The sequence below is a fragment of the Streptomyces griseiscabiei genome, from assembly GCF_020010925.1.
Classification (GTDB): Bacteria; Actinomycetota; Actinomycetes; order Streptomycetales; family Streptomycetaceae; genus Streptomyces; species Streptomyces griseiscabiei.
Genome location: NZ_JAGJBZ010000002.1, coordinates 700,811 through 715,590, shown reverse-complemented (window position 1 = coordinate 715,590; position 14,780 = coordinate 700,811). Strand labels below are relative to the sequence as shown.

General features: G+C 72.6%; 14 protein-coding genes. 7 read left to right on the top strand and 7 right to left on the bottom strand.

Features of this window, described 5'->3' with window-relative positions; all coding sequences use genetic code 11:
- Nucleotides 1-125: 125 nt before the first annotated feature.
- Nucleotides 126-1,832: a DAK2 domain-containing protein gene (locus J8M51_RS20715; RefSeq protein WP_086761935.1), complete on the bottom strand. Its 1,707-nt coding sequence runs from the start codon at nucleotides 1,830-1,832 to the stop codon at nucleotides 126-128.
- Between the two features lie 326 nt (nucleotides 1,833-2,158).
- Here J8M51_RS20715 and rpmB point away from each other — a divergent pair, with 326 nt between their 5' ends.
- From rpmB to J8M51_RS20700, 3 genes are all read left to right on the top strand, one after another.
- A complete protein-coding gene (gene rpmB / locus J8M51_RS20710) occupies nucleotides 2,159-2,344 on the top strand; it encodes a 50S ribosomal protein L28 (RefSeq protein WP_003993230.1) in 186 nt (61 codons plus the stop codon).
- Between the two features lie 111 nt (nucleotides 2,345-2,455).
- A complete protein-coding gene (locus tag J8M51_RS20705; RefSeq protein WP_086761933.1) occupies nucleotides 2,456-5,584 on the top strand; it encodes a BTAD domain-containing putative transcriptional regulator in 3,129 nt (1,042 codons plus the stop codon).
- Nucleotides 5,585-5,619: 35 nt separating this feature from the next.
- Complete coding sequence (locus J8M51_RS20700; protein ID WP_086761931.1) at nucleotides 5,620-6,936, top strand: FAD-dependent monooxygenase; 1,317 nt, start codon at nucleotides 5,620-5,622, stop codon at nucleotides 6,934-6,936.
- Here the strand turns inward: J8M51_RS20700 and thiD are convergent.
- Nucleotides 6,911-7,720 (bottom strand): bifunctional hydroxymethylpyrimidine kinase/phosphomethylpyrimidine kinase, encoded by an 810-nt coding sequence (gene thiD / locus J8M51_RS20695; RefSeq protein ID WP_086761929.1) that lies wholly within the window; start codon nucleotides 7,718-7,720, stop codon nucleotides 6,911-6,913. The genes J8M51_RS20700 and thiD overlap by 26 nt on opposite strands.
- Nucleotides 7,717-8,682 (bottom strand): thiamine-phosphate kinase, encoded by a 966-nt coding sequence (locus tag J8M51_RS20690; protein WP_086761927.1) that lies wholly within the window; start codon nucleotides 8,680-8,682, stop codon nucleotides 7,717-7,719. Before J8M51_RS20690 ends, thiD begins: the two co-directional genes overlap by 4 nt.
- 227 nt (nucleotides 8,683-8,909) lie before the next feature.
- Here J8M51_RS20690 and J8M51_RS20685 point away from each other — a divergent pair, with 227 nt between their 5' ends.
- Both J8M51_RS20685 and J8M51_RS20680 read left to right on the top strand, forming a co-directional pair.
- On the top strand, nucleotides 8,910-9,143 hold the full coding sequence (locus J8M51_RS20685; protein ID WP_086761925.1) for an Lrp/AsnC family transcriptional regulator: 234 nt from the start codon (nucleotides 8,910-8,912) through the stop codon (nucleotides 9,141-9,143).
- A 20-nt stretch (nucleotides 9,144-9,163) separates the two neighbouring features.
- Nucleotides 9,164-9,685 (top strand): DUF3515 family protein, encoded by a 522-nt coding sequence (locus J8M51_RS20680; RefSeq protein ID WP_216589376.1) that lies wholly within the window; start codon nucleotides 9,164-9,166, stop codon nucleotides 9,683-9,685.
- Nucleotides 9,686-9,787: 102 nt separating this feature from the next.
- On the opposite strand, the gene J8M51_RS20675 is transcribed toward J8M51_RS20680, so the two are convergent.
- Genes J8M51_RS20675 through J8M51_RS20665 form a run of 3 tightly spaced genes read right to left on the bottom strand, consistent with a single transcriptional unit; the run spans nucleotide 9,788 to nucleotide 12,833 of the window.
- Nucleotides 9,788-10,945 (bottom strand): D-alanine--D-alanine ligase family protein, encoded by a 1,158-nt coding sequence (locus J8M51_RS20675; RefSeq protein WP_086754742.1) that lies wholly within the window; start codon nucleotides 10,943-10,945, stop codon nucleotides 9,788-9,790.
- Between the two features lie 59 nt (nucleotides 10,946-11,004).
- Nucleotides 11,005-12,015, bottom strand: a complete 1,011-nt coding sequence (locus J8M51_RS20670; protein ID WP_086754743.1) for an NAD(P)H-dependent glycerol-3-phosphate dehydrogenase — start codon at nucleotides 12,013-12,015, stop codon at nucleotides 11,005-11,007.
- Complete coding sequence (locus J8M51_RS20665) at nucleotides 12,012-12,833, bottom strand: lysophospholipid acyltransferase family protein (protein ID WP_086754744.1); 822 nt, start codon at nucleotides 12,831-12,833, stop codon at nucleotides 12,012-12,014. The genes J8M51_RS20670 and J8M51_RS20665 overlap by 4 nt, the downstream gene beginning before the upstream one ends.
- 164 nt (nucleotides 12,834-12,997) lie before the next feature.
- Between J8M51_RS20665 and cofC the strand changes: the two genes are divergently transcribed.
- Both cofC and J8M51_RS20655 read left to right on the top strand, forming a co-directional pair.
- Nucleotides 12,998-13,648 carry a 2-phospho-L-lactate guanylyltransferase gene (cofC, locus tag J8M51_RS20660; RefSeq protein WP_086754745.1) on the top strand — a complete coding sequence of 217 codons (651 nt, stop codon included), beginning with the start codon at nucleotides 12,998-13,000 and terminating at the stop codon, nucleotides 13,646-13,648.
- 9 nt (nucleotides 13,649-13,657) lie between these two features.
- Entirely contained in the window at nucleotides 13,658-13,861 is a 204-nt protein-coding gene (locus J8M51_RS20655; RefSeq protein WP_086754746.1) for a hypothetical protein, read from the top strand.
- A gap of 129 nt (nucleotides 13,862-13,990) precedes the next feature.
- Here J8M51_RS20655 and J8M51_RS20650 read toward each other — a convergent pair whose 3' ends face one another.
- Complete coding sequence (locus tag J8M51_RS20650; protein WP_086754747.1) at nucleotides 13,991-14,644, bottom strand: HU family DNA-binding protein; 654 nt, start codon at nucleotides 14,642-14,644, stop codon at nucleotides 13,991-13,993.
- Nucleotides 14,645-14,780: the final 136 nt, after the last annotated feature.

Sequence of the window (14,780 nt, the reverse complement as noted above, 5' to 3'; positions counted from 1 at the left end):
CCCCTGAAAGACGCCTGCGGCCCTTTCGAGGGGAAAAGCACGGGGCGCAGCCCCTGCTTCTCAGGGGCGCGGGGAACTGCGCGAGAAGCCCCATCGGACCCGCACCCGACCACGCACCCCTCGGGCTACTCCACGCCGATCAGCAGCAACGCCCCCTGCCGCCCGCCCCGGTACACCACCGTGTCCACCGCCAGATGCCCCTCGCGCACCCGTGTCTCCACATGGTCGACGACCCCGACGGGGGCCTCGTCGCCGAGGACGAGGGTGACCATCTCCCCGCCCGCCGCGAGCATCCGGTCCACCACCGCCGCCGCGGTCACGGTGACATCGGAGCCGATGACGGCGACATCGCCGTCGATGAGGCCGAGGACGTCACCGGCCTGGCAGATGCCGGCCATGGTCCAGGACTGCCGCTCGGCGACGACGACCTCGGCGTAGCGGGTGGCACCGGCCGCGGAGGTCATCGAGACGACGTCCTCGTCGAAGCGCCGGTCGGGCTCGTGGACGGCGAGCGCGGCGATGCCCTGGACGGCCGAGCGGGTGGGGATGAGGGCGACCCGGACGCCCTCGGCCCGCGCCTGCTCTGCGGCGGCGGCTGCCGTGTGCCGGAGATCCGCGTCGTTGGGCAGCAGCACCACCTCGCGCGCGTGCGCCCGCCGTACGGCCTCCACCAGCTCCCCGCTGGCGGGCGGCTCCCCGGGCCGGGCCAGCACCGTGGTCGCGCCGGCCTCGGCGTACAGCCCGGCCAGCCCCTCCCCCGGGACGACGGCCACGACGGCCCGCTGGGCACGCTCACGCGGCTGCCGCCCGGCCTCACCGGTCATATGGGCGTCCTCGGCCCCGAAGTGCGTGATCCGGATCCGGTACGGCCGCCCGGCCTCGACGCCCGCCTCGACGGCGGCCCCGGCGTCGTCGACGTGCACATGGACGTTCCACAGCCCGTCCCCGCCGACCACCACGAGCGAGTCGCCCAGCTCGTCCAGGCGTCGCCGCAGCCGGGCCACGGCCGCGTCCGAGGCCTCCAGGAGGTAGATCACCTCGAAGGCCGGTCCGCCCGTCTCGGGCCGGTCGTCCCCGTCGCACACCTCCGCCGCGGCTTCGGCGACGGCCACGCGCGTGTGCGCGGCCGGGACGGCCAAGGCCCTCGGCGCCTCCCCCGTGAACGTCTCCACCAGTGCCGCCAGCACCGCCACCAGGCCCCGTCCGCCCGCGTCCACGACGCCGGCGCGGGCCAGGGCCGCCAGTTGGGCGGGGGTCGCCGCCAGGGCCGTACCGGCGCCCTCGTAGGCCGCGCGGGCGACCGTGCCGCAGTCGCCCTCGGTGCCGGTGGCGGCGTCGGCCGCCGCGGTGGCGACCGTGAGGACGGTGCCCTCGACGGGGTGGGCGACGGCGTCACGGGCGGAGTCGGCGGCGCGGCGGAGGGCGAGCCGCAGGCCCCGGCCGTCGGTGTGGGCCGCGTCACCGTCGTCGGAGAGGACCTGGGCCATGCCCCTCAGGAGCTGGGCGAGGATCGTCCCGGAGTTCCCCCGGGCGCCGATCAGCGCGCCGTGCGCCATCGCCCGCGCGGCCTCGGCGAGCGTGGGCCTGCCCTCACCGGCCGACGCCCCTCCCGCCGGCGGTCCGCCGGCCTCGTGGCCCGCGAACACCGCCTCGACGGCAGCCGCGGCCGACTCCATCGTCAGGTACAGGTTGGTGCCGGTGTCGCCGTCGGCCACCGGGTACACGTTGATGGCGTCGATCTCCTCGCGCGCGCGTCCCAGCGCCGCCAGCGCGAGACCGCACCAGGTGCGCACCGCGAGAGCATCGAAGAATGTCTGCGGCACCTGCGGCACCTGCGCCTCCTTGAACTGCTTGCCTGCGGGGATGCTTGGCTGCTGGACGCGGGGCCGGGGGGACGCCGCGCGTCGCACGCAGCGTAGACCCGTGGTGGTGACCGCCGGTAAGAGGGCCGGGACGAGGCCCGGACCAGCCATGGTAGTTTCGTTGTACGGACGCAGTCGTTGTATGCTGCTCCGGTTGTCCGATTCAGATCGAAGATCTTCGACGATCCAGATCGGACTCTCCCCCTGGCAGCGCCACTCAGACCCCAGTCACTGGGATCGTGATCCCGGCATGCCGGGATCAACCGTAAGTGCATCTGAAGTCTTTGGAGTGACCCGTGGCTGCCAACTGCGACGTCTGCGGCAAGGGGCCGGGCTTCGGCAACAACATCTCGCACTCGCACCGCCGTACGTCCCGTCGCTGGAACCCGAACATCCAGCGCGTGCGTACCGTGGTCGGTGGGACGCCGAAGCGCGTGAACGCCTGCACCTCGTGCATCAAGGCCGGCAAGGTCTCGCGCTGACGCTCAGCCAGCGCGCGGCCACTGCCGGTTCGCCGCACAGAGCCGGTCCACCGTAGGGTGGGCCGGCTTTTTGCCGTGCCCGCCCGGCGCCTTGCTGCCAGAATCCCGTGAATGCGGTTCGGCATCCTCGGTCCCCTCGACATACGCGCCGACGACGGCACCTCACCGGACCCGGGCGGTCCCCGTCCCCGCGCCCTGCTGACCCTGCTGCTCCTCGAAGCGGGCCGTACGGTCTCCGCCCGGCGTCTCATCGACGGCCTGTACGGCACCGAACCGCCCGCCGGGGCCGCCAACGCCCTGCAGTCCCAGATCTCCCGGCTGCGCGGACGCCTGCGCCCGCACACCGAGATAGAGATCACCTCCGCCGGTTACCGCATCGCCGTCCCGCCCGAGGCGGTCGACGCCCACCTCTTCGAACAACTGTCCAGGGACGGGCGGGCCGCCCTCGCCGCCGGGGACCATCCGCAGGCGGCGGCCCGGCTGCGCGAGGCGCTCGCCCTGTGGCGCGGGCCCGCGCTGCCCGACCTCCCGGACGCGTACGCCGAGGTCGCGCGCCTCGACGAACTACAACTGGCCGCCGTACAGGACCGGATCGAGGCGGATCTGGTGCTCGGCGGCGGGCCCGAACTCGTCCCCGAGGTACGCGCGCTGCTCGCCGCGCACCCGCTGAGCGAGCGGCTGTACGGCCAGCTGATGCGGGCCCTCCACGCGAGCGGCCGCCCCGCCGAGGCGCTCGGCGTCTACGAGGAGGCCCGGAGCGCCCTCGCCCGCGAACTCGGCGCCGACCCGTCGCCCGACCTCGCCGCGCTCCACCTGGAACTGCTGCGGGGCGAGGCCCCGGCACCGCGCCGCCCCCGGGTACCGGCCCAGCTCACCCGCTTCTTCGGCCGCCGCGCCGAACTCGCCCGCATCACCGCCCTCCTGACCGACTCCGCTCCCCGACCGCCCCGTCTGATCACGCTCACCGGTCCGGGCGGGGTCGGCAAGACCCGGCTCGCGTTCGAGGCCGCGCGGGTCCACGCGGACACCTCCGCGCGCGTCTGCGTCACCGAGCTGGCGCCCCTGACGGACGGCACGCAGATCCCGTACGCCGTCCTCGCGGCGCTCGGGGTGCGGGAAGGACCGCGTGCGCCCGGGACTCCCGTCACGGAAGCCGTGGAACGGTTGCTGGCCGCCCTGGAGGAGCGTGAGCTGCTTCTCGTGCTCGACAACTGCGAGCATCTCGTCGAGGAGGCCGCCCGGCTCGTCGGTCTGCTGCTCGGCGGCTGCCCCGGCCTCCGGGTCCTCGCCACCGGCCGGGAGTCCCTCGGTATCACCGGGGAGATCCTCGTACCGGTCCCGCCGCTGCCCCCGGACTCCGCCGGTCTGCTGTTCCTGGACCGCGCGCAGGCCGTACGCCCCGGCCCCGAGCGTCCCTTCGACGAGCCGCACGCGCGCGTGGCCGACATCTGCGCCGCCCTCGACGGTCTCCCCCTCGCCATCGAGCTGGCAGCCGCCCGGCTGCGCACCCTGACCGTCGACGAACTCGCCGACCGCCTCGACACCAGGCTGGGCACGCATGGGCCCGTGCCGGAGACCGCCCACGCCCCCGACCGGTTCCGTCTCCTCTCCCGGGGCGACCGCACCAAGGCCCCCCGGCACCGGACGCTGCGGGCCGTGGTCGAGTGGAGCTGGGAGCTGCTGGACGGCGAAGAGCGGGAGGCGGCGCGGCGGCTGGCGGTGTTCTCCGGAGGTGCGACGGCGGAGGCGGTGGAGGCCGTCTGCGGGGTGCCGTACGCGGAGGACGTGCTCGCGTCGCTGGTGGAGAAGTCGCTGGTGGAGGTCGCCGACGGACGGTACCGGATGCTGGAGACCATCCGCGCGTACGCCGCCGAGCGGCTGGCGGAGGAGGACGATCCAGGGCGGCTGCGGGACGCGCACGCCGGTTGCTTCCTGGCGCTCGCCGAGCGGGCGGAACCCTTTCTGCGGAGCGCCGGGCAGTTGCCCTGGCTGGAGCGGCTGACCGCCGAGCACGGCAATCTCGACGCGGCCCTGCGCCATCTGGTGCGCACGGACACCGGGTCCGCGCTGCGGCTGATGGCCGCCCTGTCGTGGTTCTGGCGGCTGCGCGGCCCGCAGGGCGAGCATCTGCCGATGGCCCGCGCGCTGTTGGCGGCGGTCGGCGAGGAGCCGCCCCCGGGGCTGGCCGAGGAGTACGCGCTGTGTGTGATGAACACGGTCGCCGGGCGCGGTGACGACCCGGGCGAACCCGAGCGCCTCGCGCGCGTGGCGGCCGTACTGCGGACTCTGCGGGGGCCGTTGCGGCTGCCGGCCACCACCGTCATCTGGTCCCTCGTCGGCGGTCCGGTGCTCTCCGTGGAGGAGGAGATCCGGGCCGTGCACATCAGCGACGAGCCGTGGGGGCGGGCGCTGCTGGACGTGGGCCTCGCCTATCAGGCGCTGTTCGCGGGGCGTCCGGCCGGGGCGGAGGCGGCCTTCACGCGCGCGTTGACCGGATTCCGCGCGACCGGCGACCGCTGGGGCATGGCCAACTGTCTGGACCCGCTCGCCTCGCTGGCCGACTGGCACGGCGATCACGAGCGCGCCCTGGAGCTCCTGGACGAGGGCCTGGCACAGGTACGGGAACTGCAGGCGCCGGAGGAGACCGCCGATCTGCTGCGCACCCGGGCGACCGTGCTGCTGCACCGGGGCGACACCGAGGAGGCCGCCGCCCACTACACCCGGTCCGCCGCGCTCGCCCGTGCCGCCGGCGCGCACGACAAGGTGGCGAGCGCCCGGCGGGGCCTCGGCGACCTGGCCCGGCTCGCCGGAGACACGGCCCACGCGCGCGTGCACTACGAGAACGCCCTGAAGGCGTGCGCGGCGAACTGGTTCAGCGTCGGCGAGACCGTCCGGATCCTCATCGGGCTCGGCCGGAACGCCGACGCCGAAGGGGACACCGACGCGGCCCGCGACTGGTTCGCACGGGCCGAAACCCACGCCCGGGACTCCACCGACGCCCTCGCCCGGGCCGAACTCGCCGACGCCCTCGCCTCCGTCGCCCCGACCGCCGAGCGCGCCGCCGAACTCCTGGGCGCGGCTGAGGCCCTGCGGGGCGCCCGTGTCGCGGGCGACCCCGATGTCGTCCGCACGGAGCGGGCCGTCCGCGCGCGGCTCTCCCCCGAGGCGTACGACCGGGCCTTCGAGCAGGGCTTCGAACAGGGCCTACGCCTCGGGCCGGCGACGGTCAGCGAACGGTAGGCGGACGGTCAGCGACCCCGACGAGGCTGCCGTGCATGACCAACACGACGAGGAACGCAAGGAACACGACGAACACGAAGAAGACGGCGAGAACCGGCACCACCGGGAACACCGGGAACACCGGGAACACCGAGAAAGCCGGGACCGCCCACAAGACACACACCCTCCTCGGCCACCTCACCGTCCTGATCTCCGGTGCCAGTGTCGCCGGACCCGCCTTCGCCCTGAACCTCGCCCGGTACGGCGCCCGGGTCACCGTCGTCGAGAAGGCCCCGGAGCCGCGCGCGGGCGGCTTCGCCGTCGACTTCCGGGGGCGTGTCCACCGTGAGGTGCTCACGGCGATGGGCATCTGGGACGAGATCCATGCCCGGCAGACGCACATGGGCCGGCAGATCGTCGTCGACGCGGACGGCTCCCCGACGGTGGATCTGCCCTCGGAGATGATGAGCGGCGACGTGGAGATCCTGCGCGGCGACCTCGCACGGATCATGTACGAGCGCACCCGGGACCACGTCGAGTACGTGTTCGGCGACTCGATCGCCACGCTCACCGACACACCCCACGGCGTCGATGTCACCTTCGACCGGGGCCGGGCCCGCCGCTTCGACCTGGTGATCGGCGCCGACGGCCTCCACTCGCGCACCCGTTCGCTGGTCTTCGGCGACGAGTCCCGTCACCTGCGGTTCCTCGGCCACTACGTGGCCGGCTTCGCCGTCCCCAACGACCTGGGCCTGGACCGCACCGGCCGCCTCTACAGCGAGCCGGGCCGCGCGATCGCCGTCGGCAACTACGGCGGCGACCCGGACCGCGCCAACGCCCTGCTGGTCTTCCGGTCCGAGCGGCTGTCGTTCGACCGCCGGGACGTGGCCGCGCAGAAGCGGATCCTCGCCGAGCGGTTCGCGGGCATGGGCTGGGAGGCGCCGCATGTCCTCAAGGCCCTGGAGACGGCCGACGACCTGTACTTCGACGCGATCGCCCAGATCCACGTCGACCGGCTCACCGAGGGCCGGGTGGCCCTCCTCGGGGACGCGGGGTACGGCGCCACGATGGGCGGCATGGGCACCGGTGTCGCGGTCGTCGGCGCCTACGTCCTGGCCGGTGAACTCGCCCTGGCGGGCGGGGACCACCGCACGGCGTTCGCCGCGTACGAGTCCCGGATCAGGGACTTCGCCAAGGGCTGCCAGAAGACCTCGGGCAACGCCGGGCCGTTCTTCGCGCCGCCCACCGAGCGGCGGATCCGCAGCCGGGACCGTATGTACCGGCTGCTCGCCTCCCGCCCGCTGGCGGCCTTCTTCAAGCGGATCACCGAGAAGTCGGCGACGAACATCAGGCTGCCGGAGTACCCCGGGTAAGGGCCCAGCCGTGGTCCACGGGCCCGATCCCCCCGCCGAGCGCGAACCCGGCGGCGATCGCCCCGGTGACATAGCTCTTGGCCGCCGCCACGGCCTCGGGGACGGTCAGGCCCAGGGCGAGATGCGAGGCGATCGCGGAGGCGAGGGTGCACCCCGTGCCGTGGGTGTGCCGGTTGTCGTGCCGGGGCGCCCGCAGCCAGTGCTCCGCGGAGCCGTCGGTGAGCAGGTCGACGGCGTCCCCCGCGAGATGGCCGCCCTTGATCAGCGCCCACCGGGGCCCGTACGCCAGCACGGCCTCGGCCGCCTCCCGCATCCCGGCCTCCGACTCGACCCGTACGCCGGTGAGTTGGGCGACCTCGTCGAGGTTCGGCGTCGCGACGGTCGCCACCGGCAGCAGCCGCTGCCGTACGGAGTCCAGCGCGGAGGCGGCGAGCAGGGGGTCGCCGTGCTTGGAGACGCCGACCGGGTCGACGACGACCGGCGCGTCGGTGGCGGCCAGCAACTCGGCGACGGCCTCGACGAGTTCGGCGGAGGCGAGCATGCCGGTCTTCACCGCCCGTACGCCGATGTCGTCGACGACGCTGCGGTACTGGGCCCGTACCGCCTCCACCGGAAGCTCCCAAGCGCCCTGCACACCGAGGGAGTTCTGCGCGGTGACGGCCGTGACGACGCTCATGCCGTGCACGCCGAGCGCCAGCATCGTCTTCAGGTCGGCCTGGATGCCGGCGCCGCCACCGGAGTCGGAGCCGGCCACCGTCAGGACCCGCACGGGAGCCGGGCTCATGACTCGATGTCCCCGAAGTGGTCCCAGCCGCCCTTGCTGGTCCAGGGCGCCCCGTCCACGGTCACCTGGGGCAGCGCGGAGGGGTTGAGGACCTCCCCGATCACCTTCCAGCGCGCGGGCAGCTTCACGTCCTGCGGGAAGGTCGCCACTATGGCGTGGTCCTCGCCGCCGGTGAGCACCCACTGGAGGGGGTCGACGCCGACGGCCTGGCCGATGTCGTGCATCTGGGTGGGGATGTCGATGGCGCCGGAGCGGATGTCGATCCGGCACTTGCTCGCCTCGGCGATGTGTCCGAGGTCCGCGATCAGCCCGTCGCTGACGTCGCACATGGCGGTCGCGCCGAGCGAGGCGGCGGCCGGGCCCGCGTGGTACGGCGGCTCGGGGCGCCGGTGGGCCTCCACGAAGGCGCGGGGCGAGCGGAAGCCCCGGGAGAGCACCGCGTGCCCGGCGGCGGACCAGCCGAGCCAGCCGGTGACGGCCACCACGTCGCCGGGCTGGGCGCCCGCCCTGGTGACGGGCTCGTGGTTGCGCAGATCACCGAGCGCGGTGATCGAGATCATGATGGTGTCCCCGCGGACGACGTCCCCGCCGACCACGGCCGCGCCGGCCACCTGGCACTCGTCGCGCAGGCCGTCCATCAGCTCGGTGGCCCAGGTCACCGGGAGTTCGACGGGCGCCACGAGGCCGAGGAGCAGCGCGGTGGGCACGGCGCCCATGGCGGCGATGTCGGCGAGGTTCTGCGCGGCGGCCTTGCGCCCGACGTCGTACGCCGTGGACCAGTCGCGCCGGAAGTGCCGTCCCTCCAGGAGCAGGTCGGTGCTCGCCACCACCCGGCGGTCCGGCGCCGCCACCACGGCGGCGTCGTCGCCGGGGCCGACCCGGACCGCCGGGGTGGTGGTGAGCCGGGAGGTCAGCTCCCTGATGAGCCCGAACTCCCCCAGCTCTCCCACGGTGCCCTTCATCGTCGTATCGCCCCTTCTTGTGCCGCTTCCAGTGTCACAGGCGCCCGGTCGCGGGTCGCTGCCGTCCTCGGTACGGTCGAGTGGACCGTCAACTTCCGTCGTCCCCGCACCCCGGTGCGAGCGGCGCGGCCTCCAGGGGTCTCCCCCTGGCGCTCGGCGACGCGATACCGTGGCGTTCCTTTTCCCGACATGATCCACATGATCCTCGTGGCCGCCCTGGAGGTTCCGTGGTACAGGCGTACATCCTGATCCAGACGGAGGTCGGCAAGGCGTCGACCGTCGCCGAGACGATCAGCAAACTCCCCGGTGTCGTCCAGGCCGAGGACGTGACGGGTCCGTACGACGTCATCGTGCGCGCCCAGGCCGACACCGTCGACGACCTCGGCCGGCTGGTGGTCGCGAAGGTCCAGCAAGTGGACGGGATCACCCGCACCCTGACCTGCCCGGTCGTGCATCTGTAGCCCCCGTCTACCCTTGGCCGGTGAACTCGTTCCGTCGCCGGCGCCCCGCTCGTCCCGGGCTGTCCGTCCTCGTCATGTCGTTGATCGCCGTCGCGGGCTGCTCCTCAGCAGACGACGGCGGCTCGGCGGCGGTTCCCAGCGCGGGGGCTGCCGCCACGAAACTGTGCCGAAAGCTGGACGGGGAGTTGCCTCGGAAGGTGGACGGTCTTGGCCGCCGGGACCCTCAGCCCGCCTCGTCGTTGACGGCGGGCTGGGGCGACGCGGTGATCATACTGCGCTGTGGTGTGCCCCAGCCTCCCAAGATGATCGACCCCGGGGTGGCGGAGGGGCGGGACGCCGACGCGGTGGCCGGGGCGGTCGACGGGGTGGACTGGCTGATGGAGAAGCGGGACGGAGGCGCTTACCGCTTCACCACGGCCAATCGCTCCGTGTATGTGGAGGTGTCCGTGACGGCCGAGCGGGCTGCGGAGGACACGTCGCCGATCCTGGTGGGGCTGGCGCCCGCCATCAAGAAGGCGGTTCCTGTAGGGGTGGCCTCCTAAGGGGATGCCTCGGGAGGCCGTCGGGAGACTGCGGGCCGGTTTGCGGCCGGTCGCGCAGTTCCCCGCGCCCCTTTGGGGCCTTCGGCCCGTCGAGGGCACGGCTCAGCGCAGACCCGTCGACCTGTGCAGCGCCGCCTGGATCAGGCGGTCCACCAGCTCGCCGTACTCGACACCGCTCGCCTTCCACATCGCCGGGTACATCGAGATCGGGGTGAAGCCGGGGAGCGTGTTGATCTCGTTGATCACGAACTCGCCGTCCTCCGTGAGGAAGAAGTCCGCGCGTACCAGGCCCTCGCAGGAGGCCGCGTCGAAGGCGTCGACCGCGAGCCGCTGGACCTCGGCGGTCTCCTCCGGGGTGAGCGGCGCCGGGACGATGCCGGGCGTCGAGTCGATGTACTTGGCGTCGAAGTCGTAGTACGCATGGGCCTCGGGCGGCGGGATCTCGGCGGGGACCGAGGCGCGCGGGCCGTCCTCGAACTCCAGGACGCCGCACTCGATCTCCCGGCCCCGCAGCGCGGCCTCGACCAGGATCTTCGGGTCGTGCCGCTGGGCCTCGGCGATCGCGTCGTCCAGGCCGGCGAGGTCGTCGACCTTGGTGATGCCGATGGAGGAGCCCGCGCGGGCCGGCTTCACGAAGAGGGGCCAGCCGTGCTCACCGGCGAGATCGATGATCTTCTTCCGGGCGGCGGACTCGTCGAGCTGCCACTCGCGCGGCCGGATCACCACATACGGGCCGACCTTGAGCCCGAAGGAGGTGAACACCCGCTTCATGTACTCCTTGTCCTGGCCGACGGCCGAGGCGAGGACGCCCGAGCCGACGTACGGGACACCGGACAGCTCCAGCATGCCCTGGAGGGTGCCGTCCTCTCCGTACGGGCCGTGCAGGACGGGGAAGACGACGTCGACCTCGCCGAGCGCCTTGGGCACCGATCCGGGCTCGCTGTAGACGACTTCGCGGTTGGCGGGGTCGACGGGGAGCACCACACCGCCCTCCCGTGACTCCGCGAGCTCCTCGACGCTCGGCGTACGGCGGTCGGTGATCGCCATGCGGTCCGGTTCGTCGGCGGTGAGGAACCAGCGGCCCTCCCTGGTGATACCGATCGGCAGGACGTCGTACTTGGTCCGGTCGATGGCCCGCAGGACGGCGCCGGCCGTGACCACGGAGATCCCGTGTTCCGAGCTGCGGCCGCCGAAGACGACGGCCACGCGCGGCTTGCGGGACGGCTGCTCAGGGCTCTGGGGGAGGTTCTCGGTGCTCATATCGCGTTGAGAGTACCCGTTGGTAGGACGCCAGTCAGTGCCCGAACGGTCGCTTTCGCTCAGCGTCGCTCCGGCTTGGCGCTGCGCGACATCATCTCCTTGAGGGCGACGACCGGCGGCTTGCCGTCGTGCACGATGTCGACGACCGTCTCCGTGATGGGCATGTCGACGCCGTGCCGTCGTCCCAAGTCCAGTACGGACTCACAGGACTTGACGCCCTCGGCGGTCTGCTTGGTGACCGCGATGGTCTCCTGGAGGGTCATGCCCCTGCCGAGGTTGGTGCCGAAGGTGTGGTTCCGCGAGAGCGGCGAGGAGCAGGTCGCCACCAGGTCGCCGAGGCCCGCGAGTCCGGAGAAGGTGAGCGGGTCGGCCCCCATCGCGAGACCGAGCCGGGTCGTCTCGGCGAGACCGCGCGTGATGAGCGACCCCTTGGCGTTGTCGCCGAGCCCCATGCCGTCCGCGATGCCGACGGCGAGCCCGATCACGTTCTTCACCGCGCCGCCCAGCTCACAGCCGACGACGTCGGTGTTGGTGTACGGGCGGAAGTACGGGGTGTGGCAGGCGGTCTGGAGCCGCTGGGCCACGGCCTCGTCGGTGCAGGCGACCACCGAGGCGGCCGGCATCCGGGAGGCGATCTCCCGGGCCAGGTTGGGCCCGGTGACGACGGCGATACGGTCCTGCCCGACCTTGGCGACGTCCTCGATGACCTCGCTCATCCGCATGGCGGAACCGAGTTCGACGCCTTTCATGAGGGAGACGAGGACGGTGCCGGGGGCCAGCAGGGGCACCCACTCGGCGAGGTTGGCGCGCAGGGTCTGGGACGGTACGGAGAGCACCGTGAAGTCGGCGTCGGCGGCGGCCTCGGCCGGGTCCGTGGTGGCCCGCACGTTCTGCGGGAGTTCCAGGCCCGGCAGGTAGTCGGTGTTGGTCCGAGTGGAGTTGATCGCGTCGGCGACCTCCGCGCGGCGCGCCCACAGGGTGACGTCGCACCCGGCGTCGGCGAGCACCGTCCCGAAGGCCGTACCCCATGAACCGGCGCTGAACACCGCCGCCTTGACCGGCTTGCTCACTTGCCCTGCCCCTCTTCCTGACGTTCCTGACGTTCCTGCCCCCGCAACGCCCCATTGTGCTGCTCGGGCCGCTGGTGCTCGACCGCTCGGGCACTCCTGCGCCGCTGCTCGATCCGCTCCCGCCTCGGGTCGTACGGCGTCTCGGGCGCCTTCTCGCCGCGGATCTCCTCCAGCTGGCGGGTGACGGCGGCCATGATGACCTCCGTCGCGTCCTTCAGCAGGTCGGGGCTCATCTCCCGGCCGTAGAAGGCGGACAGGTCGACGGGCGGGCCCGCGAGCACGTGGTGGGTCTTGCGCGGCAGGAGGCTGGGCTTCTTGGCGTACGGCGGCAGCAGTTCGTTGGCGCCCCACTGCGCGACCGGGATCACCGGGCACCTGGTCTGCAGGGCGACCCGCGCGGCACCGGTCTTGCCGGTCATCGGCCAGCCGTCCGGGTCGCGGGTGAGGGTGCCCTCGGGGTAGAAGGCGACGCATTCACCGCGTTCCACGGCGTCGATCGCGGCCCGGAAGGCGCTCAGCGCGTCGGTGCTCTCGCGATAGACGGGGATCTGTCCGGTGCCGCGCATGACGGCGCCGATGAATCCCTTGCCGAAGAGACCGCTCTTCGCGAGAAAGCGCGGAACCCGGCCGCTGTTGTACTGATAATGGGCGTACGCAAAGGGATCGACATGCGAATTGTGGTTCACGGCGGTGATAAATCCACCCTCGGCCGGAATGTTCTCCATTCCACGCCAGTCCCGCTTGATCAGCACCACCAGGGGTGGTTTGGCGATCACCGCGGCGAGGCGGTACCAGAAGCCGATTCTCCGGCGGGGCACGCGGACACCTTCCTCTAGGACTTCCCAGGGCCAGCTTCCGGGCCCGGAGCCGCACAAGTGTCGCCCCGGGCTGCCGGTCTGTCGAGAACACCGTACGCCCCGCCCTGCGGCGGGCCATTGCGCCCAGGTGACAATGGCGGCGACAAGAGAGGGACGGAACCCGCGTGCAGTGGACCCTGGTCGTACCCGTGAAACCCTTGGCGCGGGCCAAGAGCAGGCTCTCGGACACCGCCGCCGACGCGGTGCGTCCCGGCCTGGCCCTCGCCTTCGCCCAGGACACGGTGGCCGCGGCCCTGGCCGCCACGGCGGTCCACGGTGTGGTCGTGGTCACGGACGACCCGCTCGCCGCCCGCGAGCTGGCGGCCCTGGGCGCCCGTACCGTCCCCGAGAATCGCCGCGAAGGCTCTCCTGACGGCCTGAACGCCGCTCTGCGGCACGCGGCGGCGGTGGTGCGCGATATACGCCCGCAAAGCCCCGTAGCGGCCCTGAACGCCGATCTGCCCGCTCTGCGCCCCGAGGAATTGACCCGCGTCCTGAACACGGCCGCCGAATTCCCCCGCTCTTTCCTCCCGGACGCCGCCGGCACCGGCACCACCCTGCTCGCCGCGACACCCGGCCATGACCTCTCCCCCGTCTTCGGCCCCGGCTCCCGGCTGCGCCACCGCCGCTCCGGCGCCGTGGAACTCTCACCCGCCGCCGTCGACTCCGTACGCCAGGACGTCGACACCGGCGACGACCTGCGGGCCGCACTCGGTCTCGGGGTCGGCCCCCGTACGGCCGCCGCGGCCGCGCGCCTGCTGATCCCCGGCCAGTAGGCTGCGGCCATGCAGGCCACCGCGTACACCTACGACCCCGCCACCCGCACCGGCCAGGTCCTCCTGGACGACGGGACCCCGCTGCCCTTCGACGCCCCGGCCTTCGACGCGGGCGCGCTGCGCCTGCTCCGGCCGGGCCAGCGGGTGAGGATCGAGACGCGGGGCGAGGGCGAGGCCCTGCGCATCACGCTGATCACCCTGCAGACCTTCTGAACGGACGCGAACCCTCCGGACGGACACGGGCCCTCTGGACGGACCAGGGAGATCCGCCCCCGGACACGCCGCGGGCCGGGCTCCCCAACAGGAGCCCGGCCCGGCGCGTGTGAGTGAGTACCCGACGCCCTAAGCCTGACGCGCGGCCGTCTTCTTCGCGGTCGTCTTGCGAGCCGTCGACTTCTTGGCCGGCGCCTTCTTGGCGGTGGCCTTCTTGGCCGGCGCCTTCTTCGCCGCGGTCTTCTTCGCCGCCGCCGTGGTCTTCTTGGCGGCCGTCTTCTTCGCCGCGGCCGTCTTGGTGGTGGCCTTCTTGGCGGTCGTCTTCTTCGCCGTGGTCTTCTTCGCGGCGGCCGTCGTCTTCTTGGCCGCGGCGGTGGTCTTGCGGGCGGTCACCTTCTTGGCGGTGGTCTTCTTCGCCGCGGCCTTCTTGACGGTCGCCGAAGCGCCACCGCTCAGGCTGCCCTTGGGCGCCTTCTTGACCGCGACCTCGCCACCGCGGGGAAGCTTCTTCGAACCGCTCACCAGGTCCTTGAAGCCCTGGCCCGCGCGGAAACGCGGCACGGAGGTCTTCTTGACCCGAACCCGCTCACCCGTCTGCGGGTTGCGGGCGTAACGGGCCGGCCGGTCGACCTTCTCGAACGAACCGAAGCCGGTGACCGACACCCGGTCCCCGGCGACGACCGCGCGGACGATGGCGTCCAGAACGGCGTCGACCGCGTCGGCGGCCTGCTGACGCCCGCCGACCTTGTCCGCAATCGCTTCTACGAGCTGCGCCTTGTTCACGTCTTCCCCTTCGGAGACATCGCCAGAACGAAAGTGTTCAAGCTTTTCGCACGTTAGGCAGATATATACCGCAAATCAAACACGAAACGGGCTTATCACCCTTGTGCCGCAACGAACTCGGCGGTCATGGAGTTCC